The organism is Kribbella sp. CA-293567 (assembly GCF_027627575.1).
Lineage (GTDB): Bacteria > Actinomycetota > Actinomycetes > Propionibacteriales > Kribbellaceae > Kribbella.
This window is the reverse complement of record NZ_CP114065.1, coordinates 5,099,519-5,125,311: the sequence shown is the minus strand read 5'-3', so window position 1 is coordinate 5,125,311 and position 25,793 is coordinate 5,099,519. Positions and strand designations below refer to the sequence as shown.

Sequence of the window (25,793 nt, the reverse complement as noted above, 5' to 3'; positions counted from 1 at the left end):
TCTGACGGGGCGGGTCATGCCAGGCTTGGAGGCTATGGAGCGGGGATCACCGGGGGATAGCTTCGCCAACACCTCCCGGACACCTGCTGTTCCAATACTGTTTTTTGATCTTCGCGAGCGTCGCCGGTCGGCTCAGGGCGCATGAAGAAGCGGCCCGGACCCCGGCTTCGGGTCTGGACCGCTTCTCGGTGATCGGATCAGTGCGTGTGCGGCTCGGTGCCGTGCTCGGCCTCGTGGGCGGCGATCTGGGCCCGAACCTCTTCCATGTCGACCGCGCGGAGCTGCTTGATCAGGTCCTCCAGCGCGTTGGCCGGCAGCGCGCCCGGCTGCGAGTACAGCACGACGCCGTCCCGCACGGCCATCAGCGTCGGGATCGAGCTGATCTGGAACGCCTGGGCCAGCTCGACCTGCGCCTCCGTGTCGACCTTGCCGAAGGTGATGTCCTCATGCGCCTCGGAGGACTTCTCGAACACCGGCCCGAACATCTTGCACGGACCACACCACTCCGCCCAGAAGTCCACCAGGACGAGTCCGTCGGAACCGACGACCTTGTCGAAGTTCTCCTGGGACAGCTCGACCGTTGCCACTACGACCTCCGAAGATAGACGAATACGTCCGGTACAACAGCGCGGGAGCCATCAGTGTTCCCGGTCCCCGGATCCGCAATCGCGGCGGTTCAGATCGGGATGTCGACGAACGGCGACTGGTAGTCCCGCACCTCGTCCAGGATCGCAGCCGCGTCCTCCGGGCTGAGACCGGCCCGGTCCTTCTCGGCCTGAACCATCTGCCGGAGCAGCCGCGTCTCGCCCGCGGTCGCCAGTCCGGTGATCTCCGGGTGCCCGTTCAGCAGCCAGGCTGTGGCGGCCGTCACATACCGTTGCTCGTCGAACGGCCGGTACCACGTGTCGTAGGTCTTCTCCTCGCCGTCCTGCCAGTTCCGCCGCGAGATCATCTTGATCGTCATCAGCGCCGCGTCGGAGGCCTGCACGGCCTCCACCAGCGCAGCGTAGTCGTCGGCGTACCGCGGATCGGTGGAGAGTTTGTAGTTGAGCGGCGTCAGCACGCTGTCGAAATCGAACCGGCGCAGCCCCTCTCGATGCACCGACGGTGCCTCGGCGGTGTGCCCGGTGATGCCGATCGCCGACACCATCCCCTCCTCCTTGGCCCGGATCGCGGCTTCGAGTGAGCCGCCCTTGCCGGTGACCAGGTCGAGGTTCTCCAGATCGCAGACGGCATGCATCTGGATCAGGTCGAGGTGATCGGTCCGCAGCCGCTCCAGCGAGCGGTTGATCTCCGCCCACGCTTCGTCGTACGTGCGCCGTCCGGTCTTGGTGGCCAGGAAGATCCGGTCCCGGATCTCCGGCATCCGCGGCCCGAGCCGCAGCTCGGCGTCGCCGTAGTCGGCCGCCACGTCGAAGTGGTTGACACCGGCGTCCAAGGCCTCCTGGATCGAGGCGTCGGCCCGGTCCTGGTCGACACCTCCGAGAGCTGCCGCGCCGTAGATCAGTACCGAACTGTGGTGCTCGAGCCGCCCGAGCCGACGAGTCTCCATGCTTGTCCTCTCAAACTCCGCAGGTACCGGGAAGCCTAGTACTTTGACCCCGCGCCACGGCAAGGTTTTCCACAGGCCGTCCCGGCCGATCGGTTACTATCTGTGATCAGTTGAACCGTTCTGCCTACCATGTTCACCGGACGGATATTCGAACGTCGGTTCCATGTGGCAGGGTGTGCGCTGCCTGATCGATGGGGTCGGGCATGGGAGAGGAGTCATGGCGAGGGTACCGATGCTGTCACGCTGCACGTGTCGAGGTGCAGCGGGCGCGGAAGCGGGTAACAGTATGGCTGCGGGGAGCGATGGAATCTCGGGACCGATGTCCGAGGTCTCCCGGTGGACAGTTGCTTGCCGTATTCTCCCGGCTACTGTCCGCGTAACTGCTGTCTGAGGGGCGGGTAGCGATGAGTTGGTGGCGAACGTTGCTGAATCTGCCGCCAAAAGGTGAGCACTGGGCGGACCAGCGGCGCACGAAGCAGAGCCGTAGGAAGTCGGGCAAAGAACGCCCGCAGAGCAACAACGCGCCGGAGTGGTGGTCCCACCCGGATGGGCCGGTGTCGCCCACGCCTCGTCAGGCGCAGGGCGTGGCAGCGCAGTACAGCCAGCCCCAGCCGCCGAACACCGGCGGCGTGATGGCACCTCCGCGACGCCCGCAGCAGCCTGGGGCCCAGCCGCCCCCGGCGCAGGGACCTCCCGGCCAGATGCCGCCCGGTCAACCTCCGGCAGCCGGCCCGCCGGGTCAGCCGCCGGCCGGGATGCGGTCGCCGGAGCGACTCCGGCAGCGTTCTCCGCACGGCGCTCACGCGGCGCCCGGTCCGGTGCGCGAGCCGATCCTCCAGCCCACCCAGACGCCTTGGTCGACCGAGCCCGAGACCTCCTTCTCGATCTGGGGCAAGCGGTTCCTGCGCGGCCTCGCGGTCGCCGTCCTGCTGCTCGCCGCGATCAGCGGCGTACGGTCCTGGATCCGGCCGAACACGTCTCCCACCACCTCGGGTGGCGTCACCCAGACCAGCTTCCCGTCGGACGAGGCCCGCGCGGTCGCCACGCGGTACGCGGTGTCCTACCTGAACTGGGACGAGAGCAAGCCCGACGCGCGCCCGGCCCAGATCGGCCTCGACCTGGCCGATGGCCTGGACGCCCGGGTCGGCTGGAACGGACGCGGCAAGCAGACCGCGGACAAGGCCTATCCCGGTGAGGTCAAGGTCGACCCCAGCGGTGTGGTCGCCGTCGTCGACGTCCGGGTCCAGATCCGGTCGTTCACCAAGTCGGGCCGCAGCTTCCAGCCCGGTCCGTACACCTGGCAACGCGTGGCCGTACCGGTGGCGCGGACGTCGTCGCGGGTCGTCGCCAGCGGCCCGCCCACCTTCGTCGCCGACGAGCGGGCCGCGCTGCCGGAGAACATGCCGGAGGCCGGCGTGCCGGACGACGAGCTGACCGCAGTGACCATGAAGGACGCCGAGGCCTTCTTCAGTGCCTATGCCGAGTCCGACGCCAAGGTGGAGGCGGTGGCCGTGGCGGGAGCCGCGATCCGCAGTCTCAACGGGGTGGTCAAACTCGGTGATCTGAAGTCCTGGCAGGTCTACACCGGGAACGACAACGAGCGCCGGGCCACCGCCGCGGTGACCTGGGACGGGGCCGGGGACACCACCCTCGACCAGACCTATTCGCTCACTCTTCGGCGTACTGTCGCCGCGGACGGAGCACAGCGATGGCAAGTGGCGGCCGTCGGATGACCACTGCAGACTGCCGTCGAACGATCAGCGCACCAAGGGAGATGCCGCAATGATGACGCACCAACTCGTCGCGACCATGGCGGAGCTGACCGCGCCGCTGGCCGACAGCAACGTCCCCACGGGGGCGGACTTCAAGGACTGGGTCCTGGTCATCGCGGGCAACATCTTCATCGCGATCCTGGTCCTGCGCGCGATCGGGCACTACTTCAAGCGCGAGTGGGGCGAGCTGTTCGGCCACATCGCGGCCGGTGTCCTGGTCGGTGGCCTGATCTACGCCAACAACCAGACCATCAACGTGCTCAAGGGCTTCTGGGGATTGCTGGCCGGAGGTAACTGATGCGTGTCGGCCGTACCCTGACCCACCACTTCGAGATCGAGACCCGGCAGTACGACCTGCTCGGCATCGACCTCGGTGAAGGCGCCCGCCGGCGGATGATCATCTTCGGCGCGGTCATCATCCTGGCGTGGATCGCGTTGCTGGTCCCGTTCATCGGGGTGCCGCAGAAGGCCACCGTGAGTCTCTACATCGTTCCGCCGTTCGTGATCACCGCGTTCGGCTGGCGGGCGGGCAAGCACCACGAACGCCGCCGCCGGGTGACCGAGTGGGCGCTCGCCGTCCGCTACGCGCTGCGGGCCCATCGCCCGATCATCGGACTCGGCGCCCGGGCCGCCGACAAGACGGAGTACCTGCCCTGGCGTGAGCGGGTCGCGACCCAGAAGATGGCCAACCTGGCGAAGGCCAGGGTGACCCCGGAATGGGACCGCGACGACGTGGTCGAGCTCGACCCGCAGGTCCGCGCCGGCGCGGACATCACCGTGAACCAACGGGCTCGTCTCCTCGGAGCGGACCACGTGCAGAAGGTCAGCCGCAGGACATCGTCGGGACTCAGCCGACTGGACAACAAGGGGCACGGATGAAGATCGCCGACAAGCTGCTGAACCTGGTCGGGGTCGGCCGCGAGCGCGGCCTGCCGCCACCCCGTCTGGTCGCCATCGCCGACGGCCTGCTGGTGACCGAGCGCAGCGCCGAGGCGTGGTTCCTGATCTCGGTCGCGAACACCGACCTGGCCACCGAGGGCGAGCAGGACGCCGCCCTCGACGCGGCCGTCAGTGCTGCCGCGACCATCCTCGGTGACCGGCTCAGCCACCTGAAGGTGGTCTGGGGCCGCTCGACCGGTCAGGACTACATCGACAGCATCGCCGGTCACTACCGGATCGGCGACCACGAGGGCTGGGCACAGACCCGCGCCGACCGCATCGACGAGATGCGGATGCCGGAACGCTACGTCGCTCTCGGCGTCCACCTCAGCGACCGGGACCCGCGGGCGACCGCGCAGGTCCGCGGCTCGATCAGCGACGCTCTCGGTACGACGTCCTGGCGGGTCAGCGCGCGTGAGCTCGCGCACCTGGACGAGCGCGTCCACAAGCTCGCCCGGCAGCTGGGTTCGACCGTCTGGCGCGCGCACACCGCGCCCGCCGAGGTGATCTCCTGGCTGATCAGCCGCGAGATGCACCGCGGCGCCGTCGCGGCTCCCCGCCGCGGCCTGATCACCGGCGCCTCGCTGGCCCGCCTCACGGCCGGCCGAGTCGTCCCGTACACCGATCACCTGCGCATCTACGACACCCGCGGCCAGATCGCGGCGTACACGAGTGTGCTGGCGATGACGGACTTCCCCGAGGAGCTCGAGACCCCGGGCGCGGGGGAGTGGCTGCGAACGCTGTCGGAGATCAAGGCGATCGACGACGACGGCGACGAGATCGACGTCACCGTCGAGGCGTCGGTCCGGTTCCGGGTGCTGACCAAGAAGACCGCGCGTCACCTGGTCGACGAGACCCGCAAGAGCGCCAAGGAGCAGCGTCGCTCCGCCGCCAAGGGCACCGCCGAGGAGACCGCCGACGAGATCGTCGAGACCGAGCGGATCATGCGCGAGGTCAAGCGTGACATCAACCGCTCCGGCCTGACCCTGGTCGAGGACCACCCCCGCCTGCTGGTCAGCGCGGACACCCGCGAGGACCTCGACGCGTACGTCGACGCCGTCATCGCGCACTACGCCGACCGCGGCATCACCGTCGCCGCGGGTGCCGACGAGCAGCGCGACCTCTGGCTGGAATCGCTGCCAGGAGACCAGCTCCGGGTGCCCGATCTGGGGCACGTCCGGGAGTCGACCGCGTTCTTCGGTTCCTGGTTCTGGGGCGGTGCCTCGATCGGTGACGCCACCGGTCCGTCCATCGGCTACCTGACCGGTTCGACCCCCGGTCTGGTGCGCTTCGACGCCGCTGCCGGTTCGGCTCTGGGCGACGCGACGACGACGCTGTTCCTCGGCCGCTCGGGTCGAGGCAAGACGACCGCCGCCATGCTCGGCGGGCTCGACTCCGCCTTCGCCGGCGCCTGGGTTCCGCTGCTCGACCTCAAGGGTGACGCGGCGGGAGTTTCGGCGGTAGCCGCGGAGTACGGCGTACCGACTGCTGTCATCGAGATCACGGCCCAGTTCTCCGGTGCCGCCGACCTTCTGCGCGTGCTTCCCGTGGACGACGCGCTGCTGCAGGCGCCGTCGCAGCTGATGCTGCTGCTGCCGCCACACCTGCGTGGTGCGGCGGAAGCGCCTGTGATGGCAGCGACCCGGGCGGAGATCCAGTCGCCCGACCCGTCTTCGTGGGGAGTCATCCAGCGCTTGTGCGCGGCGGAATCGGAGACGACCCGCACGGTCGGCTTCGCCCTGCGCGACCTGGTCGAGACCGGTCTCGGCTCGGTCGTCGCCGGCCCGCCGTCGGGTCTGTCGTCACTGACGACCAACCCCGGCCTGTGGGTCGTCCAGATGCCCGGCCTGACCCTGCCCTCACCGGAGTCGGCGCCCGAGTCCTGGTCCCCGATCGAACGGGTCGGCATGGCCTGCCTCCGCGGCTGCCTCGCCTGGATGGTCCGTACGACGGGCCGCCGTGAGTTCCGCGGCCGCTCGAAGGTCGTCATCGTCCCCGAGGTCCACCTGCTCACCAAGACCCCCGACGGCGCCTCGTTCCTCGACTACATCGCCCGCGTCGGCCGCGCGCTCGGCGCCTCCCTGGTCCTGGACACCCAGGACCCGGCGTCGATCCTGAAGCTCCCCGGCCTGGTCGAGCAGATCACCACCCTGTTCGCGTTCAGCCTCCGCTCCCGCGAACAGGTCGACTCCCTGCTCGAACTCCTCGGCCGGCCACAGACAGCGCCGTACCAGACGCTCGTCCGCGGCATCAACACCGCCGCCAACGGCAAGAGCATCCGCCACGGCCACTGCATCATGCGCGACCGCTGGGACGAGGTGGCGACCGTCCAGATCGACATCCCCAGCCAGCGGGTCGCCGAACTGCTCCGCACCACCCCCGAGTCCGAACACGACCTGGAACCGACGCAACCCATCCTCACCCCCCAAGAGGACCTGGACCCCTTCGCCGAAGACGACGAAGACCGCGCCAACGCCCTGCTACCAGCCGCCGCCGCAGTAGCCCAGGCCGAAGCCCACACCCAGGAGCCCGTCCCGAACGAGCCCCTCCCGTCGGTCCCAGTAGTAGAAACCTCCTCCCACCACATCCCCAGCGCGCCCGTCGCCTCCACCCCCGCCCCGGTCGTGCCCACCCCACCCCCGGCCCCCACCAACGGCGCCCTTCCACCCTCCTCCGAGGACCACCACCACCCACCCCGCTACGAAGAACCCATCGGCCCCAACGAGGTCTACGACCAAGAAGCCGACTACAACGAAGCCATGTACCCGGCCGACGCCCCCAACGCCCCCAGAACCAACGGCTCAGGCAAAAAGGAACACGTCGGATGAGAGCCCGGCGCAGACTCCAGACAGCCCTCACGACTCTGGCCGTCACCACCATCATCTTCTGCCAGACCGCGCTGGCCGCTGACCCCGACACAGGCCCCACCAATCCCACCGGCTTCGGAGATCTTCTGCCGACCCCGGACCTGACCGGGGGCGACACTCGGACCCTCTTCGAGCAGTACAGCCCAACGGCGTACGGCCTCGACTTCGAGACCAGCTTCAGAGATCCGATCCAAGCTGTCTTCAACGGGTATGCGCACATGGTGATGATGTACATCGTGGCGATCACTCGGGCCGCGATCTCGGTTGGATGGTGGCTCTTCTCGTTCACCGACATCAAGCCGTTGACGGACACGGCGGCCGCCGCGATCGGTACGGTCAACACCGAATTCGTCGGCTGGTTGTTGCCGTCGGCGTTGGCTTTCGGCGCGATCGCCGCCTATGCGCAGCGTCGTGCGAGCGGCAGCGCGATGGGACAGTTGGTCTGGGTGTTCGCGGCGGGCTTGTTGGCAACCAGTTTCGCTGTCGCGCCGTCGACCTGGCTCACCGGAGTCGACGGGGCGCGTCAGATCGGTTCTGATGCTGTGGTCGGTACTTCGACCCAGGTCCTCGGTGACACTGTGAAGGTTCCGATGACCATGCCGGAGCCGAGCTTCTCGGGTACTGAGCGCGACACACTTCTTCGGAAGTCCGGTGATGCGACTTGGCGAGCATTTGCGGCGACTCCGTGGTGCGTGGCCGAGTTCGGTTCGCTAGCTGCATGTGAGCGCTACGGCAAGGGCCTGCTGGACAAGGGAACAGACGGCGAGGCTCGCAAGGAGTACATCGACAACCAGGTCAGCAAGGGGGAGGGCGGCGGAGATTCCTCCACGGTCAAGTGGGCGAAGGGAGAAAACCCCTTCGGCCGCATCGGTGTACTCACCCTCGGCGCCATCGCTGCGACTCTGTTCGCGTTTCTGACCATCTCGCTGGCTTTCACCGCCTTGATGGCTTTTGTCGGTTGCATGCTCTTGCTGGTGGTCGGTGTGCTCTTCGCTTGTTTGTGGGCCATTCCGGGGCGCACCAGACAGTGGGGGATGAACTGGTTCGAAGCGCTGCTCGGACTCGTCTTGCAATCAATCCTGGCGTTGCTGGTGTTCTCGACGACCCTCGCCTTGGTAACGGCGGTCTTCGGTCTTACCGACACCCTTGGATGGCTGCCGGTGAGCGGCCTGGCTATCGCTGTTCTGATCGCCGGCTTCCGGCTCCGCCGGCTCTTCGAGAGCATGAGCTCGATGATGCGGCCAGGTGCAGGAAGCCTTCTGATGGGCGGACTGGCGCGTCGCGGAGCGACGGGTGCCGTGCGCCGCCTCATGGGAGCTGTGGGAAGCCGTGCGGCCAGCCCGACTGTTGGTGAGCGCGTGACCGGCAAGGGAGGCGCTCGCGAAGCGAGTGTCGAGAAGGCGACTTCTGTTCGGATCTTCCGGCAAGCCCCGGCGCTTGCTGGTGCTCGAGCTCGAACTGCTGTCAGTGCGCAGCAACGGCCAGCACATGAGGTTTCGGCCGGCCACGATCGGCGTGCGATCGAGGCATCCGGCAGTCCCAAGGCTGCTGGGTCCGTCGGTCGCGCCGACGCTCAGTCGGCCAAGGCCAAGGAACGAGCTCAGTACGTGCAGGCAGCAGCCGCAGGTGCCAGCTCAGGTGGTGAGAGTCGCGGAGCAAGTCGACGCAAGACGATCTCCGTCGGCTACAACCCGGGCGGCGGAGTGACCTCGTCCGCTGCGGCTCCTTCGGCGTCTACTGCCGGCTCAGCTGAGGCCAAGCGTCCCCGGCATGCCAGAGATACTCCTCAGCCGCAGGCCGGCGGTCGATTCGAACCGCGCGTGCACACCCATTCGGCCAGCTTGCGCGAGGGTCCGCCGAAGGCTCGGGAGCGTAGACGTCCCGCTGCCGGCGGCACTCGCCGATTTCGCGAGTATTCCAAGGTGACCAAGGACGGCGTGACCGTCATGGTGCCGACCCGCAGGTGAGCAGGAGATGAGCCGGCGGGAGGGTGGAAAGAAGCACAGCAAACGGCGCCCTGAGTTGGACGACGATGCTGACAGCGGGTTCGATCGTACGCGCCCGGATGCGCCGGACGGCTGGCGCGACGTGGTACGGCCGGACTACTCGTATCCCGACGAGATCGACGACCTTCGTCGTCGGGACCGGCGGCAGGCGAAACGGTCCTGGCGACGCGATGACTACGCCGAGCGAATGGCATGGCTGCGTCAGCAACGACAGAGTGAGCCGACCAGCCCGGTAACGGTCGTGGTCGCTGTTCTCATCCTGGCAATCGTTGTGCTGGGCTTCGGAGGCGGACTTCCGCGGTTGCTCGGTCGGGACGAACCGGCGGACAAGAATGTCGGTCTGTTGACTCCGTCGCTGCCACCGGAGCAGCCCGGTGCGTCCGAGCCCGTGCCGACGGCTGAACCCTCCAGTGTTGTTTCGCCTACCTCATCGATCTCGACTCCGCCAGTACTGACGGAGCGCCCAACGGCGCTTGCGACGACTGCCGTCGTTGATGTGGTGACCAAGTGGGCGCGGATGTTCTACACCCGGGATCCCAGCGCGGAAACCTACAGCGAACTGGTGGCGAAGACAGGCCCGTTCATCACCGATCAGGTAGGCGACAGTCTCGTCGCCAATGAAGATTCGACGTATGAAGCGCTCAAGACCGACAGCGGTAAGTCGATCGTCGCTTCAGTGACCGTCACAACGCCGAAGCCGGATTCTGCGCCTGTCGACACGCCGACCCGGATAAGTCGCCTGGTAACCGTCACAATCGATATCACGGGCAAACGACCGGATCGGATAGTTCTGCCGTTGGTGGTGACGCTGGTGCCAGAAGATGCCGCTTGGGTCGTCAGCGATCTGAATGGCGGGTCGGGCCCGTGACGGAGTGGGTGAGTCTCTCATGCTGACGGAGCGCGAGGCCGGCGGCGTGCTGGGCGCGATGGTAGGCAAATCGATGGTGATGAAGGCCCTCGGTCTGATGGCCGTCGTCGGATTGCTCGGACTGGCGCTCATCGTGCCTTTCGGCGCAGGTGGAGACAGATTCGTGGCGGGTTGCCCCGCGGGAGACGGCGGCCGGGCGGTAGGGCCACGCGCGAACGAGTCGATCCGCGCGCAGCAACAGGCCTTCGCCAAGATCATCGACGGGGTCGCCGTCGCTCGTGGTCTGCCCGGACGAGCCACTCTGGTCGCACTGATGACTGCCTTACAAGAATCACAACTGCAGAACATCAACTACGGCGACCGGGATTCGGTTGGGCTATTCCAGCAGCGGCCAGCTGCAGGCTGGGGCTCGGTTCAGGAAATTCTCGACCCGACATATGCGGCAGAGGCCTTCTTCGGCGGTCCCAAGCCGCCGAGTCCCCCGGGCCTCGTGGAAATCGACGGCTGGCCGGCGATGTCGTACACCGAGGCTGCTCAGGCTGTCCAGGTTTCGGCTTTTCCCAACGCATACGCCCGGCATGAGGCGACCGCTCGGTCGATCGCCGCAGCCGCGGGAATCGATCTCGATCGAGTGGGGGACCCGTACGCGGGCCGCTCCGGGCCGAAGCCGACGATCGGCGGAGCCGGCACCGTCAATCTTGACGAGTGTGACGAGCAACAAGGCCTCATCGCAGGGGAACCGGTCAATGGCGTCTGGCCGCCTGAGGAACAAACGGTGACCGATCCCACCGGGACCGGCGGGATGGTGACGCCCCGGCTCGCTCTGTGGGTCGGTCAGGCGCGCGCCGCGCTCGCGAATCCGCCGATGAGTTGCTGGGATCGCCACGCGTGGAATCCGACCAGTGATCATCCCAAGGGTAAAGCCTGCGATCTGATGGTCGGCGGTGACGCCCGTCAGTCGTCGCCGCTACGAGCCGAGGGCGACAAGATTGCGAACTGGACCATCCAGACGGCCGGTACGACCGGCGTCAGGTACCTGATCTGGTATGGCAAGATCTGGAGTGCTCGTACCGGGCGATGGAAGCCCTACAACGGTGGCGGTGTCTACAGTCCCACCGATGCGACCGGTGGACACTACGACCACGTCCATGTGTCGGTGTACTAATGGCGAAGGCGATGCATGAGCAATCCTGAGGGACCATTCGACGACTCCCGCCCTGGTCGGTCAGTGCCAGGTCCCAACAGTCCGTCTCACGGCGTGCCGCCGAATGGACCTGGCAGGCCTCAGTTGCCGCCACGCCCACCACATGAAGCTGTGCATGTTCCTGGGCGACCGAACGCCGCCAATCCACCGGGCGGCATTGGGCTGGTGATCGCGGAAGTCCTCAACGGTCTGCTCTGGGCCGGTGTCAGCTTCATCATCATCTACTGGCTCTGTCAGGGGTTCGACCTGGAGGGGCGCACGTGGGTGCTGATCGCCATCTGGCTGTGTTCGGGTCTGATTGTCCTGTGGCCGGGGTCGGACGGTCTGGTGGCTCGCTATCTTCTGGGCCTCAGGCGGCCAACTATGGTCGAGGCGCAGCGCCTGGCACCTAGCTGGCTGGCAGTGGCGAACCGTGCTGGCATCGATCCGAACCGATACACCCTCTGGATCGAAGGCTCCGAGAGTCCTACCGGTGCATCAGCCGGCGGGTGCACCGTGACGGTGACGGGATGGGCGATCTACACCTTGCCGCCAAGTCACCTCGAGGCTGCGATGGCACATGATCTGGCGACTCATCTTCACGGTCGTGGTTGGGTGAGCAGAATTGCTCTGTGGTACTCCGTACCGACTCGAATCGTTGCCCTGGCCGTCCGTCAACTGCTCAAGTTGAGCCGCACTGTTCCCGCGGTGGGGTGTTCGATCGTCGGCTTCCTGATGATTTCCTATTTCGGATTCATCTTCGCTTCGCTGATCTTCTACGACAGCCTGCTCGTCCCCCTGCTGTTTCTGACTCCGCTCTTCGCGCCGCTTCTGTTCATCGGGGAGGCGAAGTTGCTCGAGCGGATGGCGGATCGCGCCGTCGCGGATCTGGGCTACGGCCGCAAACTGCTCGAGGTCTTCTACGGCTGGCAGGCCCAACACCAGGAAACCTCGCGCCGGTTGGGGTTGACGCAGCCTGACTGGTTGGCTGGGCAACCGTCGATAGCGGAGCGAATCCGAAGCCTTGAGGTTTATCTTCAGGCTCGGTAGTCCCTTGCGGGCAGCGGCTAGCCGAGGAACCTGATCTCGGTAGTGGCGGCGGTAGGGCGGGTGAAAGCCAGGAGGTTCTGGGCTTCGGCTTCTATGGCGTCCCGAGCAGCTTTGGAGACGGCCGTGAGGGGTTCGATCTCCAATGTGGTCCGAGACTTCGGGTGGTTGGTGAGTTTCCACAGGGCGGCGGGGTGGCCGTTGTGGAGGACTGAGCCTCGGGTGAGGACTTCTTGGAGGGTTAGGCGGGTTCGGTCGGCGTCGGGGAGCCAGCGGGTTCGGTCGGCGTGGGAGAGGAGGAGGTTGTCGTACTCCGGGAGGAAGCGGGTGGGGACTTCGGTGTCCTCATGGGGGAGGGGGGTGTCGGGGAGGTCGTAGAGGGTGCGGCCTGTGTCGGCGTGGGTGTAGGTGACGAGGTCGAGGCGGGCGAAGACTTCGGCTAGGCGGGTGAGGCCGGACCAGGCTTGGGCGTCGGCTACCGAGGCGGGGCCGTAGGCGGCCAGGTAGCGGAGGACCAGGCGGTCGATGTCGGGGGTGGGGTCGATGGGGGCGTCCAGCCAGAGGTCGGCGGTGGTCATGGTGGGGTTGCCGCCCTTGCCCCAGATGCCTCGGGGCGGGATCTGGATGGTGGGGAGCAGGCAGCGTACGGCGTGCGCCAGGGACGGGGCGTCGTGGTCGGGGAAGAGGGTGGCCAGGTGTTCGCGGAGTTGTACCGCGGTGGCCGGCGCCTCGGTCATCCGGGCTGTGCCGGCGGCGAGGACGGCGTCCAGGTCGACGCCCTCGAGGCGGTGGCGGCCGTAGGTCTGGTTGGCGTAGACCTCGCGTTCCAGGCGGGGCTGGACCAGTCCGCGGATCGCCAGGAAGTCGCGGCTGGAGACCAGGTGGATGGTGGCTCGCATCATCGAACCGCGGACCGCTCGGCGCGACTCCAGCAGGCCGGCCAGTTCCGCGGGGTCGAAGCCGGTGAGGCGGGTCCACAGGCCGACGTACGGCGCGAGCGGGCTCTGGGCCTGCATGCCGACCAGGTGCTCGATCGCCTCCAGCGCGGTGGCGGAGCGGCGTTCGATCAGCCACTGGCGGGCGAGGGTCGCGCGGTTCAGGGCTTGGAGACTCAACTTCGTCATGGCTGGTCCTCTCTCGGGTCGATGCCAACGGTAGGACGAGAAGAGGACAGGTTCGGTCCGCTACTCAGGTCACTGAGACGCTAGATGATTTCCCTTGCCGACGCGGAACGGCTGAGAGTTTTGCTTCCCAGGAAGGTGCCGGGCGAACTAGGGTCGCGACGGACCGTGGTCGTTCCAGCACGGCCGTTCGCCCACCTTGGGAGGGAATCACCATGAGGGAGCAATCGCGTCGCCGCAAGGCGATCGCAGCCGTCACCGCCACTGGCGCGGTGCTGGCACTCGGGCTGTCGTTCACCAGCGCCGCGGGGGCAGCGCCGGCGGGCAACTCGGCCGCCAACGCGGTGCCGGGCAACCTGAAGCTGATCAAGACCAAGACGTCGCTGCTCGGCAAGCACCACTGGTACCAGCAGACCTTCAAGGGGCTGCCGGTCGTCGGTGGGTACTACGCGCAGCACGTCGACAAGTCGGGCAAGGTGCAGGTCGCCGACGGCCGCGACGCCGTACCGGCCGACCTCGACGTGAGCGCCAAGGTGCCGTCGGCAACGGCCACCAAGAGCGCGAACACGGTGGTCACCGCGCGCGCCGCGCGGAACCGGAGCGCGGGTGGCAAGAACGTCACCCCGACGCCGGCCGCGGCCCAGGGAGCGGCCCGGTTGGCCGTCCTCGGCGGCCCGAACGCCAAGCTGGTGTGGAACGTGACCTCCCGGTCGTCCGAGGGCGCCAGCCGGTCGCTCGTCGACGCGAAGACCGGCACGGTGGTCGAGTCCAAGGTGATCAGCGACAACGCCGAGGGTCGCGGGTCGGTGTTCGACCCCAGCCCGAGCGTGACGCTGAAGAACGAGGACCTGCTCGACAACAACGACAAGAACTCCAACCAGCTGTTCCTGGCGCAGAAGAACGTCATCCTGCGCAACCTGGACGGCTCGGGCTACCTGAACGGCCCCTACGTCAACATCAAGGAGGCCAAGGGCGGCGTCGCGTACAACAAGAACAACAACTTCGTCTTCCAGCGCGCGAACGACAAGTTCGAGCAGGTGATGGCGTACTACCAGGTCAACCAGACCCAGGAGTACATCCACTCGCTCGGCTTCACCGAGGTGAACAACGAGTCGCAGGACTTCTCGATCAACACCTTCGACGGTGACAACTCGTTCTACGACCCGTCGATCGACATGATCACGATGGGCGAGGGTGGGGTCGACGACGCCGAGGACGCCGAGGTGATCTGGCACGAGTACGGTCACGCGATCCAGGACGACATCGTGCCCGGGTACGGCGAATCGGCCGAGGCCGGCGCGATGGGCGAGGGCTTCGGCGACTACTGGGCCGTGACGATGTCGATCCCGGTCAGCAAGAACTACGACCTGCCGTGCGTGATGGACTGGGACGCCACGTCGTACACCGACGGCCCGAAGCACTGCCTGCGGCGCACCGACACCGGCAAGACCACCGACGACATGGTCGGCCAGGTGCACGCCGACGGTGAGATCTGGTCCAACGCGCTGTGGGACATCCACAACGCGCTCGGCCGGAACAAGGCCAACAAGGTGATCCTGCAGGGCACCTTCTTCTACGCGCCGGACACCTCGTTCGCCGACGCCGCGCGGGTGACCGTGCAGTCGGCTCGTCTGCTCTACGGCAAGGCGGCCGCCGAGCAGGTCACCAACGCCTTCAAGGCCCGCAAGATCCTCTGACGGCAAGCAACACGATCCAGCTCATGCACCCACGGCTACTGTGGGTGCATGAGCTGGAGCACTTCGGACATCCCTGACCTGACCGGCCGTCGAGCCCTCGTCACCGGCGCGACCAGCGGCCTCGGCTACGAGACCGCCCTCGAACTCCTCCGGCACGGGGCCGAGGTGACGATCGCCGCGCGCAATCCGGAGAAGTCCGAGCAGGCCGCCGCGAAGCTCACGGCCGCTTCCGGGGGAACAGCCCAGATCCTCGCGCTCGACCTGGCCGACCTCCAAGGCGTCGCGACTGCCGCCGAGCGGTTTGCCAAGGAGCACGACAGTCTCGACCTTCTGGTCAACAACGCCGGCGTGATGGCACCGCCGTACCGGCAGACCGTGGACGGTTTCGAGCTGCAGGTCGGTACGAACCACCTCGGCCACTTCGCTCTCACCGCGCACCTGCTGCCACTGTTGCTGAAGGCATCGAACCCGCGCGTCGTCACGGTCAGCTCGTTCATGCACAAGACCGTGGGCAGCATCGGTCAGGGCGACCTCCGCGCGGAGCACGGCTACTCGAAGTGGGACGCGTACGGGAAGTCCAAGCTCGCCAACCTGCTCTTCATGCTCGAGCTGGATCGCCGCGCCCGCGCAGCCGGGTCGCCGCTCGTCAGCGTCGCCGCCCATCCCGGGTTCGCGCGGACGCACCTGCAGAGCTCAGGCCCCCAGCTCGGTGGCGTCAGCCTCGAGTCCCGCATCCTCGGTTTCGGCACCAGGCTCGTCGCCCAGTCCGCCGCGGCAGGTGCCTGGCCCAGCCTGTACGCCGGTACGGCGCCCGCCGTGCCCTCCGGCTCGTACTACGGTCCCGCGCTGTTCGAGGTTCGCGGCAAACCCAAGCTGGTCCAGCCGACCAAGGCCGCCCAGGACCCCGAGCTCGCCAAGCACCTTTGGGGCTGGTCCGTCGAAGCCACTGGAGTCGACCTGTTCTAAGTATCAAGGTTGCGTAATCTGCAACCTCGGTTGTGCCTCTTGCCACATCCACCGAGCTGGGCCACTCTTTGTGGTCGGACGATCACCTAAACGCTCGGAGGATGTGTCATGGGTACGAGCCGCCGCCAGTTCCTCGGACTCACCGCTGCTGCCGTCGGCAGCGCAGCAGTCGGAATCACCAGCCAAGCCTCGGCGAACGCCAGTTGCCGAGCGACCGGGACGTTGTACCTCGGCACCTACACCTCCCAGGCGGGCGGTGGCACCGGTATCGGGCTGGCGTCGTACGACACCGTGACCGGCCGGCTCACCTCGACCGGCGTCCTCGCCGGCGTCCAGGATCCCTCGTTCCTGATCCTTTCGCCCTCCGGCCGCAACCTGTACGCCGTGAACGAGCAGGCGACCGGCGGCGTGACGGCGGTCGCGGTCGACTCGCCAGGCAGACTGCGCGTGCTCAACCGTCAGCCCAACGGCGGCAGCGCGCCCTGCCATCTCGCTCTGGTTGCCAACGGCAAGTATTTGCTGAGCGCCAACTACAGCTCCGGTGACCTCGCCGTCCATCCGGTGAAGGCCGATGGAAGCCTTGCCGCGCGGACGGACCTGGTCAAGCACGCGGGCTCGGCGCCGCACGCGCATCAGGTCGTCCAGGACCCGACCGGCAACTATGTGCTGGCCGTTGATCTCGGCACCGACTCGATCTACACCTACACGATCAACCTCGGCAAGCTGTCCCTGAAGAGCCAGGCAACGGTGAAGGCCGGGGCGGGACCGCGCCATCTCGCGTTCCACCCCAACGGCCGCTACGCCTACGTCGCCAACGAGCTCGACAGCACCATCGTCGTCTGCCGGTACGACGGCGCGACCGGCAAGGTCACACCGGGTGCCGCGCAGACCACCGTCCCGGCCGGCTCGCCGACGAACTACCCCGGCGAGGTGATCGTCTCGCCGGACGGCCGCTTCGTCTACCTGAGCAATCGCGGGCACAACAGCGTCGCCGTGTTCGCGGTCGAGTCCGGGGGAGCGACCCTGCGCCGAATCGGTACGCCGGACTGCGGCGGCAACTGGCCACGCCACGTGACCCTGGACCCGACCGGCAAGCTGATGTTCGTTTCCAATCAGCGTTCGAACAATATCGCTACTCTGCAGGTCGACCCCCACACCGGTCTGCTGAGCGCGAAGGCGAGCTTCACCGCCCCGATTCCCGTCTGCGTGCTGCCGGGCTGACCCCGCCGCCCGGCATCGTCAATGTTGGATTCTGGCTGAACTCTTGCCTTTTTGTTCCACCCAGCCTTGAATGGCGAGCGTGTCCGGCTGGTCACGCTTGGTCATGAGAGCGTTTCCAACGGACTGACCTTTCTCCGCCCACGAAAGGGAAGCCCCATGGAGTTCAGACGCCGCGCGGTGGCGGCCGCGGTCGCAGGCCTGCTGGCCGCGTCCGCGCTCGCCACCGGCAACCAACAGGCACTCGCCCAGCAGCCGCAACAGTCCGCAGCCGCCGAGGTCGCGGTGCCGCCACTCAGTACGCCGTGGACCGACGACGTGTCGCCGGCCAACGCCCTGCCGGAGTACCCGCGACCGCAGCTGACCAGGTCGAAGTGGCAGAACCTCAACGGTCTTTGGGAGTTCGCCCCGGCCGCCGTCGGCGAAGCGCCACCGTTCGGCAAGACGCTGGCCGAGCAGGTGCTCGTGCCCTACCCGATCGAGTCCGCGCTGTCCGGACTCCAGCGGCACGAGGACCGAATGTGGTACCGCCGGACCTTCACCGTGCCGAGCAGCTGGAAGGGACAGCGGCTGATCCTGCACTTCGGGGCGGTCGACTACGACGCGAAGGTCTGGGTGAACGGCCGCCAGGTCGCCACCCACCGCGGCGGCTACGACGGCTTCGACGTGGACGTCACGAACGTGCTGAGAAGGTCCGGCCCGCAGGAGCTGATCGTCTGGGCCGAGGACCTCACCGACGAGACCTTCCAGCCGATCGGCAAGCAGCGCGAGGTCGGCGACCGCGGCATCTTCTACCAGGGCAGCTCCGGCATCTGGCGGACCGTCTGGATGGAGCCCGTCGCCCGCTCCGCGATCGACCGCCTGCAGCTCACCCCCGACGTGCCCGGCAGTTCGTTCAAGCTCACCGCCGACACCAGTGGGCCGGCCGGGCTCGACGTGGAGGCGACGGCGTACGACGGCAGCAAGATCGTCGGCAAGGTCAAGGGCAAGGCCGACACCGAGCTGACCCTGCCGATCAAGAGCCCGAAGCTCTGGTCGCCCGACAGCCCCTTCCTCTACACCCTCAAGGTCAAGCTGGTGGACCGCGGCAAGACCCAGGACGAGGTCGGCTCGTACGCCGGGCTGCGGTCGGTCGGCAAGCTGAAAGGTGCCGACGGCAAGCTCCGGCTCGCGCTCAACGGCAAGATCCTGTTCAACCTGTCCACCCTCGACCAGGGGTTCTGGCCGGACGGGCTGAACACCGCGCCGACCGACGAGGCGCTCCGCTTCGATCTCGAACAGCACAAGGTGCTCGGCTTCAACACCGTGCGCAAGCACATCAAGGTCGAACCGGACCGCTGGTACCACCACGCGGACAAGCTCGGCCTGATGGTCTGGCAGGACATGCCGTCGGCCAAGACCGACCCGATCCCGGGGCCGTGGCGCGAACAGTTCAAGGCCGAGCTGCACGAGATGATCGAGGAGCACAAGAGCTTCACCTCGATCACCACCTGGGTCCCGTTCAACGAGGGCTGGGGCGAGTGGGACCTGGCCGAGACCGGCCGGATCGCGGACAGCGTGAAGGCGCAGGACCCGTCCCGCCTGGTCAACGCGCACAGCGGCGTGAACTGCTGCGACTCGCTGGGTGACTCCGGCCGGGGCGACATGATCGACCATCACGCGTACCTCGGCCCGGCGACGCCGGCGCCGACCGCCGACCGGGTCGCGGTCGACGGCGAGCACGGTGGATTCGGTCTGAAGACCCCTGACCACATGTGGTTCGGCGACGGGTTCGCCTACGAGATGACGCCGGACCAGGCCACGCTCACCCGCCGGTACGTCGAGAACCAGCGCGACGTCCTGCGGTCGGCGAACTCCTGTGGCATCAGCGGTTCGGTCTACACCCAGATCACCGATGTCGAGGGTGAGCTGAACGGCTTCTTCACCTACGACCGGCAGCTCCCGAAGATGGACTTCGCGCAGGTCCGCGAGATCAACCGGGCGATCATCCAGGGCGCCGACGGCACCGGTACCAGCGGTCCCACCCCACCGCCCGGTACGCCGGGGGCCGACGGCATCCACTTCTACCCGCTCGACGGTACGACGGAGGACGCGGTCGGCACTCAGGACGCCACCCTGCAAGGCGGAGCTGCCTTCGGTCCGGGCAAGAACGGGCAGGGCGTCGTACTGGACGGCTCTGATCAGTTCGTCGACGCCGGTGCGCGTCTGCTCGACACCTCCGGCAACTACACCGCGACGGCCTGGGTGAAACTCAACAAGGCCGATGGCGCCTTCCAGACGGTGGTCAGCCAGGACGGCGATCGCGACAGTGCCTTCTTCCTGCAGTACTCCGGCGCCGACCAGCGGTTCGCGATGAGCTTCCCCGGCCAGCGGGCGCTGGCGCCCACCAAGCCCACACCGGGCCAGTGGTACCACCTGAGCGGCGTCCGCGATGCCGCCAAGGGCGAGCTCAGGCTGTACGTCGACGGCGAACTGGTGGCCACCAAGAGCGCCTGCAGCCTCGACGCCACCTCGACCGGGAACAGCGTGATCGGCCGCGGCAAGTTCGGTGGCAACCCGGTCGACTACCTGGACGGCACGGTCGACCAGGTGCACTTCTTCGACCGCGCGCTCGGCGACGAGGAGGTGCGCGCGCTCCACACCTCAGGGCGCTGAGCAGCGGGTTTCGAGATGCGAGGACGTCGCGGAGCACCCATCCTGGACAGGACACCTGCCAAGCAGGGAGGGCCAGTCCGATGACCGCTCCGAGCCACGTTCTCAGTCCGTTGACCGCGACGAGGTTTCGCCTGCCCCGGTTCGGGCTCGGCGGTTCGCCCATCGGCGAGCTGCCGGTCCCGGCCGGGGACGCGGCCGCGACGGTCACCATCGACGCGGCGTACCAGGCGGGGATCCGGTACTTCGACACCGCGCCCCGCTACGGCGCCGGACTGTCCGAGAAGCGCTTCGGTACTGCGCTCGCACGGCGGCCGCGGGAGGAGTTTCTGCTCTCCACCAAGGTCGGCCGGGCCGTCGACGGCAGCCCGGACTTCTCCGCCGACGGCATCCGCCGATCGCTCGCCGAGAGCAGTGAGCGGCTCGGCCTCCGCGTCGACCTGGTGATGCTGCACGATCCCGCCGAGCACTGGCAGCAGGCGATCGAGGAAGCGTTCCCGGTTCTCGACGAATTGCGCGCGGCGCGGGAGGTCAGTGCCATCGGCGTGGCCTCCGGCGACTGGCGGCTGCTCGACCGTTTCGTGCGGGACACGAACCTCGACGCTGTACTGATCGCCGGCCAGTACTCGCTGCTCGACCGGTCGGCGGCGCCGTTGCTCGATCGCTGCCAGGCCGGGGGGGTGCTGGCGATCGCCTCCGGAGTACTGAGCCGGCAGGTGCTGCAGATCAATCGTGCCAAACAAACGACTGACCCAGGCATCATCCTCGCCCGGCGGATCTCGGCCGTCTGCGAGCGGTACGGCGTATCGCTGCCGCAGGCCGCTCTGGCCTTCCCTGGCAGGCATTCCGCGATCGCCTCGGTCCTGATCGGCGCCGCCAGCCAGGCCGAGATCCGGGCCGACGCGGCGCTGGTGCGGCAGCCGGTCCCCGCCGAACTGTGGCGCGACCCGGAGTTGTCGCGGCTGCTGGGGTAGGCCGCTGCTACAGGAAGGTGCAGCCGTGCTTCACGGCCCCTTGCCAGTGACCCCGCGCTGGGCGATTCTGGTGCTCCAATTCCTGTGGGGGGATGTCACATGTCCAGAATCATTGGGTCCTGCCTGCGCGCCGCCGCGCTGGCCGGGCTGCTCGGCTCCGGCCTGGTCGCGGTCGTCGCGCCGGCTGCCTCGGCCGCCACCATCTCGGTCACCACGACCGCCGACGTCGTCAGCGGGGGCGACGGTCTGACCTCGCTGCGGGAGGCGTTCAGCACAGCCGGCACCAACGGCGTCGACGACGTGATCACGCTCGGTGCCGGACTGACCTACCCGTTGACGAACTGCGCCGGTCCGCTGACGCATGCCGACGGCCACGAACTCGTTGTCCAGGGCAACAACTCGACGATCGACCAGAGCTGTGACGCCAAGGGCATCATCGACAGCACCAACCACGCGGGCCGGCTCGAGCTGCAGGACCTCGTCATCGACGGCGGTCCGAACACCACCGCGACCGGGCTAGAGGGCGCCGCCGTTCGCTCCGACAGCGAGTTGCTGCTGGCCGGTGTGGAGATCCGCAACGTGCTCTCGCCGAACGGTTCGGTGGTCTGGTCCAGCTTCGACCACGGCACCACGCCGTACCGGCTGACGCTGAACAACAGCAACCTGCACAACAACACCGGCAGCATCGTCAGCTGTGACAACTGTTCGATGGCGATGGACGGCACGACCATCTCGGACAACGTCGGCTCCGGAATCTCGCTGGTCGACGGCTATCCGCTGCTGATCGACAACTCGACGATCTCCGGCAACACCCGCGCGGGGATCAGCAACACCGGCCAGGGCTTCCCGACCAACCGGATGCAGATCGACAACTCGAGCATCTCGAACAACGGCCGGGTCGGCATCCGCTGCGTCAACTGCGGCCGGCTGCAGACCTACTCCACCTACGTCAACAACAACGGGCTGACCGCGGCCGACGCGCTCGGCGGCATCTCCTTCTCGATGTCACAGCGCAACGGCACCCCGGCGTCGTCGATCAGCATGATCCTGTCGGGGATCTCGGGCAACAAGTCCACGGTGTCCGGTGGCGGTCTGTCCGTCACGCCGCTGCTGGTCGAGGACGGTGGCAACGCCGCTTCGACGTACCTCGACCGGACGCCGGTCGACAACAACGTCTCTGCCGCCGACGGTGGTGGCGTGTCGATCGGGGTCGGCAACTTCAGCGCCTACAAGGGCAGCCTGATCGGCAACACCGCCACGCTGCGGGGCGGCGGCCTGTCCTTCGTCACCCCCGATCCGCCGACGGCGGTCTCGGTGGACTCGACCGAGATCCAGAACAACACCGCCGGCACCGACGGCGGCGGCATCTTCGCTTCCAGCCAGGGCGCGGTCAGTGGCTTCCAGCCGATCATCTCGGGCAACACCGCGACCGGCAACGGCGGCGGCGTCAAGGTCGGCTTCGCCTACCAGGCCGACTTCGACGGCGCCAAGGTCTACGGCAACAAGGCAGCCAACGGCGCGGGACTGGACCTGGCGGCCGAGTCGGTCACCTTCGACAAGTCCACGATCAACTCCAACACCGTCGTACCGGCCACGGGTACGGGCGGTGGCGCCAGGATCTCGGCGTTCGGGGCCAGCTTCCTGAACTCCACGATCAACGGCAACACCGCGACGGTCGGCGGTGGCCTCAACTTCACCACCGCCACCCAGGTCAAGCTGACCCACGTGACGATGGCCGACGACAAGGCGACCACCGGCGCGCACATCGCCGCGGTCCCGTCCGCGACGGTCGCGATCAACCGGAGTGCGCTGGTCCTGCCGATCACCGGTACCGCGTGTGCCGGCGTCGGTGGCGCCTTCAACGGAACCTCCGGTGGCTTCTCCGTACTGCGGGACTCCACCTGCGGCACGATCGCGTCCGACCTGGTCACCGCCGCCGACCCGCAGCTGGCCCCGCTCACCAACGGCTACCCGTCCGGACGGTTGCCCGCGGCGACGAGCCCGCTCGGTGGCCGAGTGCCGGTGGCAAGCTGCACGACGGTGGACGACCAGCGGCTGCAGGAGCGCCCGCTCGGCGCGAACTGTGACGCGGGATCGGTCGAGTTCGTGGAGACCGCTGCTCCGGCCGGCCCGGACAAGGCACTCAAGGACCTGATCGCCGAGGTGAAGGCGCTGAACCTGAACCAGGCGCTGGAGGCCCGGCTGGTGCTCAAGCTCGCGCTGGCCCGGTCCGCGATCAGCACCAACCACAAGCCGCTCGCGAAGACCCTGCTGACCAGCTTCATCGTCGAGGTGAAGGCGCAGTCCGGCAAGAAGATCCCGGTCGCCGCGGCGAACCAGCTGGTGACCAAGGCCACCGCGATCAGGAACTCGTTGTAGGTATCCTCGAAGGAGGCCCGCCGTTGGGGTGGGCCTCCGGACGAGACAGCGCCGTACCCGGTCCACGACAAGACGACGCTGGCCCGAGGAGGGCCGAGCGCATGCATGTCGTCGATGTGATCGAGATCGTTGGTGCTCTCACCGTGCTGGCCGGCTTCGCGGGTGCGCAGGCAGGCTGGCTGGAGCAGAAGACGCTGACCTACCAGCTGCTGAACCTGCTCGGCTCCGGCGTGCTGGCGGTGATCGCGGCCGTGGAGAGTTCGTGGGGCTTCCTGCTGCTCGAAGGCAGCTGGGCGGTCGTCAGCCTGATCGGACTGCTGAGCCTGCTCCGCGGCAGGCCCAGCAGGACCAGCGGCACGACCAGCTAGGACGCGAGGTCAGAACCGGTCGCCGGGGTCAGGTGTGCCCGGCGATCCGGTGCCCGGCGACTGCGGCCGGCCCGGCGAGGTCAGCGTCGGGGACGGCGAGGTCCCCGGGGTCGGCGACCCGGTACCGGGTGGCGGAGTCGTGGGCGTGATGGTCACCGTGACGGTGTTGCTCGGGGTCGGGATCACCGGTTCGGGCTCGACCTCGGGGGAGTTGCGGAACAGCAGCCAGGCGATCAGGATCGCGAGCACCATGATGATCAGCATGGTCAGCAGCGACAGGATCATCGCCAGCCAGGACGCCGGCCGCAGCGCGGTCGGCCAGGGCAGCGGCCAGATCCGGAACAGCCCCGGCCGGCGGCGGTGCTCCCAGTAGTGCCGGAAGTCCGGTCCGCGGACCTTGCCGATCGGCGGGATCTTGTCCATCAGGACCGCCGACAGCACGTCCTCGCCCCGGCGTTCGGCGATCAGTTGCTCGTCGGCGGCGGCGCTCGACCCGTCGTCCGGCCGGACCGGCCCGAGCGCGACCCACAGCGCCAGGTCGTCGTCGTCCGCGTCGTTGTGGGCCAGCACCACCTCGGGCGGCAGTTCGTCGACCGCGAGGACGAACCGGTCCCGGGCCGCCGGGTCGTCGGAGGAGCCCTCGGCCATCATCGCGACCACCGCGTCGCGGCCGGTCTCGTCGCTGGCGGAGTACAGATAACCCGCCGCGTTGGCCCCGAGCCGGGCCCGCAACCAGAAGTCGCCGACCCGCGGCGGGTCCTCCGGCAGCAGCGGCAACGCGTCCGGCAGCGACCGCGCGGGCGCCTCGGCTCGAGCCTCGGGCTCGGCCGGCGCCGCGGTGTCGGTCTGGGAGTCGGTCGCGGTCATCGCCACCAATCCCACCACATCCCTGGTAGCGCTGTCGCCCGAGCCCGGCCGGTACGGCGTACGAAGGTGTCCCCGATCGCCGTCCGGGGGCCTCCGATCGGCCGGCGAGGACCCGGCCGGAGGGCCGCCGGAGTGTTCGGATTTGGCCCGGTGGGGAGGATAGGAGGGGAGCCGGGCGGGGCATGGTCACGTCGCGCCCCATGCATCTGATGGAATGGCGCACTAGTTCCCGAGCGCAGACAAGGTCCTCCGCGGACCCCGGAAGGACAGGCATGACCGAAACCACTGTGCCGGCAGGGTCAGTGGCCCAGCAGTCTCACCTGGTCAGCGAGGCGATCACCGAGGTCAAGCGGGTGATCGTCGGCCAGGAGCACATGGTCGAGACGCTGATGGTGTCGCTGCTCGCCAAGGGTCACTGCCTGCTCGAGGGCGTGCCCGGGGTCGCGAAGACGCTGGCCGTCCGGACCTTCGCGTCGGTGGTCGGTGGCTCGTTCGCCCGGATCCAGTTCACCCCCGACCTGGTGCCCTCCGACATCGTCGGCACCCGGATCTACCGGCAGACCCGCGAGGCGTTCGACATCGAGCTCGGCCCGACCTTCGTGAACTTCGTGCTGGCCGACGAGGTGAACCGGGCCCCGGCCAAGGTGCAGTCGGCGATGCTGGAGCTGATGGCCGAGCGGCAGGTGTCGATCGGCGGCCAGACCTTCCCGATGCCCAAGCCGTTCATCGTGATCGCGACCCAGAACCCGATCGAGTCCGAGGGCGTCTACCCGTTGCCCGAGGCCCAGCGCGACCGGTTCCTGGTCAAGATCGACGTCCCGCATCCGCGCGGCCACGAGGAGTTCGAGATCCTCCGCCGGATGAGCGTCGACCCGCCGTCGGCGCGCCAGGTGCTGAAGCCCGAGACGATCATGGAGCTGCAGCGCTCGGCCGAGCAGGTCTTCGTGCACAACCTGGTCGCGGAGTACGCGGTCCGCCTGGTGATGGCGACCCGGACGCCGTCCGACTTCCACCTGCCCGACCTGGAGCCGATCATCGAGCTCGGTGTCAGCCCCCGGGCGACCCTCGGCCTGGTCTCGGCCGGCCGGGCGCTCGCGCTGATCCACGGCCGCGACTACCTGCTGCCCAGCGACGTCCAGACGGTCGCTCTCGACGTGATGGGGCACCGGCTCGGCCTGACCTTCGACGCGGTCGCCGACAACATCGACCCGCGCGCCGTGGTCGAGCGGATCCTGGCCACCGTCCCGCCGCCGCAGCCGGTCTGGCGCGACGGCAGCGACGGCTCCGGCCGGCCCGAGTTCGTCTAGGCCCGAACAG

Annotated in this window: 20 protein-coding genes and 1 riboswitch; of the genes, 16 read left to right on the top strand and 4 right to left on the bottom strand. The window is 67.9% G+C overall.

The features are described from left to right. Positions 1-197 precede the first annotated feature (197 nt). Together trxA and OX958_RS23325 are read right to left on the bottom strand one after the other, a co-directional pair. A complete protein-coding gene (gene trxA, locus OX958_RS23330; protein WP_270131360.1) occupies positions 198-587 on the bottom strand; it encodes a thioredoxin in 390 nt (129 codons plus the stop codon). 89 nt (positions 588-676) lie between these two features. Further along, positions 677-1,552, bottom strand: a complete 876-nt coding sequence (locus OX958_RS23325; RefSeq protein WP_270131358.1) for an aldo/keto reductase — start codon at positions 1,550-1,552, stop codon at positions 677-679. 554 nt (positions 1,553-2,106) lie between these two features. On the opposite strand from OX958_RS23325, the gene OX958_RS23320 reads away from it, so the two are divergent. The 8 genes from OX958_RS23320 (at position 2,107) to OX958_RS23285 (ending at position 12,237) form a co-directional block, all read left to right on the top strand. Further along, complete coding sequence (locus tag OX958_RS23320; RefSeq protein ID WP_270131356.1) at positions 2,107-3,285, top strand: conjugal transfer protein; 1,179 nt, start codon at positions 2,107-2,109, stop codon at positions 3,283-3,285. 49 nt (positions 3,286-3,334) lie between these two features. Further along, a complete protein-coding gene (locus OX958_RS23315) occupies positions 3,335-3,622 on the top strand; it encodes a hypothetical protein (protein WP_270131354.1) in 288 nt (95 codons plus the stop codon). Beyond that, entirely contained in the window at positions 3,622-4,203 is a 582-nt protein-coding gene (locus OX958_RS23310) for a hypothetical protein (RefSeq protein ID WP_270131352.1), read from the top strand. The genes OX958_RS23315 and OX958_RS23310 overlap by 1 nt, the downstream gene beginning before the upstream one ends. Continuing rightward, positions 4,200-7,091, top strand: coding sequence for an ATP-binding protein (locus tag OX958_RS23305; RefSeq protein WP_270131350.1), 2,892 nt, complete (start codon positions 4,200-4,202; stop codon positions 7,089-7,091). Before OX958_RS23310 ends, OX958_RS23305 begins: the two co-directional genes overlap by 4 nt. Next, the gene (locus OX958_RS23300; RefSeq protein ID WP_270131348.1) at positions 7,088-9,097 is read left to right on the top strand and encodes a type IV secretion system protein; all 2,010 of its coding nucleotides are present in this window, start codon (positions 7,088-7,090) and stop codon (positions 9,095-9,097) included. Before OX958_RS23305 ends, OX958_RS23300 begins: the two co-directional genes overlap by 4 nt. 7 nt (positions 9,098-9,104) lie before the next feature. After that, on the top strand, positions 9,105-10,004 hold the full coding sequence (locus OX958_RS23295; protein ID WP_270131347.1) for a hypothetical protein: 900 nt from the start codon (positions 9,105-9,107) through the stop codon (positions 10,002-10,004). Between the two features lie 19 nt (positions 10,005-10,023). Further along, positions 10,024-11,169, top strand: coding sequence for a hypothetical protein (locus OX958_RS23290; RefSeq protein ID WP_270131345.1), 1,146 nt, complete (start codon positions 10,024-10,026; stop codon positions 11,167-11,169). A 204-nt stretch (positions 11,170-11,373) separates the two neighbouring features. Beyond that, complete coding sequence (locus OX958_RS23285) at positions 11,374-12,237, top strand: hypothetical protein (protein ID WP_270131343.1); 864 nt, start codon at positions 11,374-11,376, stop codon at positions 12,235-12,237. A gap of 17 nt (positions 12,238-12,254) precedes the next feature. Here the strand turns inward: OX958_RS23285 and OX958_RS23280 are convergent, their stop codons facing one another. After that, positions 12,255-13,358 (bottom strand): winged helix DNA-binding domain-containing protein, encoded by a 1,104-nt coding sequence (locus OX958_RS23280; RefSeq protein WP_270131342.1) that lies wholly within the window; start codon positions 13,356-13,358, stop codon positions 12,255-12,257. A gap of 212 nt (positions 13,359-13,570) precedes the next feature. Here OX958_RS23280 and OX958_RS23275 point away from each other — a divergent pair, with 212 nt between their 5' ends. The 7 genes from OX958_RS23275 (at position 13,571) to OX958_RS23245 (ending at position 23,609) form a co-directional block, all read left to right on the top strand. Continuing rightward, complete coding sequence (locus tag OX958_RS23275) at positions 13,571-15,052, top strand: M36 family metallopeptidase (RefSeq protein ID WP_270131341.1); 1,482 nt, start codon at positions 13,571-13,573, stop codon at positions 15,050-15,052. Between the two features lie 48 nt (positions 15,053-15,100). Further along, positions 15,101-16,018, top strand: coding sequence for an oxidoreductase (locus OX958_RS23270; RefSeq protein WP_270131340.1), 918 nt, complete (start codon positions 15,101-15,103; stop codon positions 16,016-16,018). A gap of 108 nt (positions 16,019-16,126) precedes the next feature. Next, positions 16,127-17,239 carry a lactonase family protein gene (locus tag OX958_RS23265; RefSeq protein ID WP_270131339.1) on the top strand — a complete coding sequence of 371 codons (1,113 nt, stop codon included), beginning with the start codon at positions 16,127-16,129 and terminating at the stop codon, positions 17,237-17,239. A gap of 156 nt (positions 17,240-17,395) precedes the next feature. Then, the gene (locus tag OX958_RS23260) at positions 17,396-19,891 is read left to right on the top strand and encodes a LamG-like jellyroll fold domain-containing protein (protein WP_270131338.1); all 2,496 of its coding nucleotides are present in this window, start codon (positions 17,396-17,398) and stop codon (positions 19,889-19,891) included. An 80-nt stretch (positions 19,892-19,971) separates the two neighbouring features. Further along, positions 19,972-20,862, top strand: coding sequence for an aldo/keto reductase (locus OX958_RS23255; protein ID WP_270131337.1), 891 nt, complete (start codon positions 19,972-19,974; stop codon positions 20,860-20,862). Positions 20,863-20,961: 99 nt separating this feature from the next. Further along, positions 20,962-23,241 (top strand): right-handed parallel beta-helix repeat-containing protein, encoded by a 2,280-nt coding sequence (locus OX958_RS23250; RefSeq protein ID WP_270131336.1) that lies wholly within the window; start codon positions 20,962-20,964, stop codon positions 23,239-23,241. Between the two features lie 10 nt (positions 23,242-23,251). Next, positions 23,252-23,323, top strand: a riboswitch (guanidine-III (ykkC-III) riboswitch). Between the two features lie 19 nt (positions 23,324-23,342). Beyond that, on the top strand, positions 23,343-23,609 hold the full coding sequence (locus tag OX958_RS23245; RefSeq protein WP_270131335.1) for a CBU_0592 family membrane protein: 267 nt from the start codon (positions 23,343-23,345) through the stop codon (positions 23,607-23,609). Between the two features lie 9 nt (positions 23,610-23,618). Here the strand turns inward: OX958_RS23245 and OX958_RS23240 are convergent, their stop codons facing one another. Next, positions 23,619-24,476, bottom strand: coding sequence for a hypothetical protein (locus OX958_RS23240; protein ID WP_270131333.1), 858 nt, complete (start codon positions 24,474-24,476; stop codon positions 23,619-23,621). 272 nt (positions 24,477-24,748) lie between these two features. Here OX958_RS23240 and OX958_RS23235 point away from each other — a divergent pair, with 272 nt between their 5' ends. Continuing rightward, positions 24,749-25,783, top strand: a complete 1,035-nt coding sequence (locus tag OX958_RS23235; protein WP_270131332.1) for an AAA family ATPase — start codon at positions 24,749-24,751, stop codon at positions 25,781-25,783. Positions 25,784-25,793 lie beyond the last annotated feature (10 nt).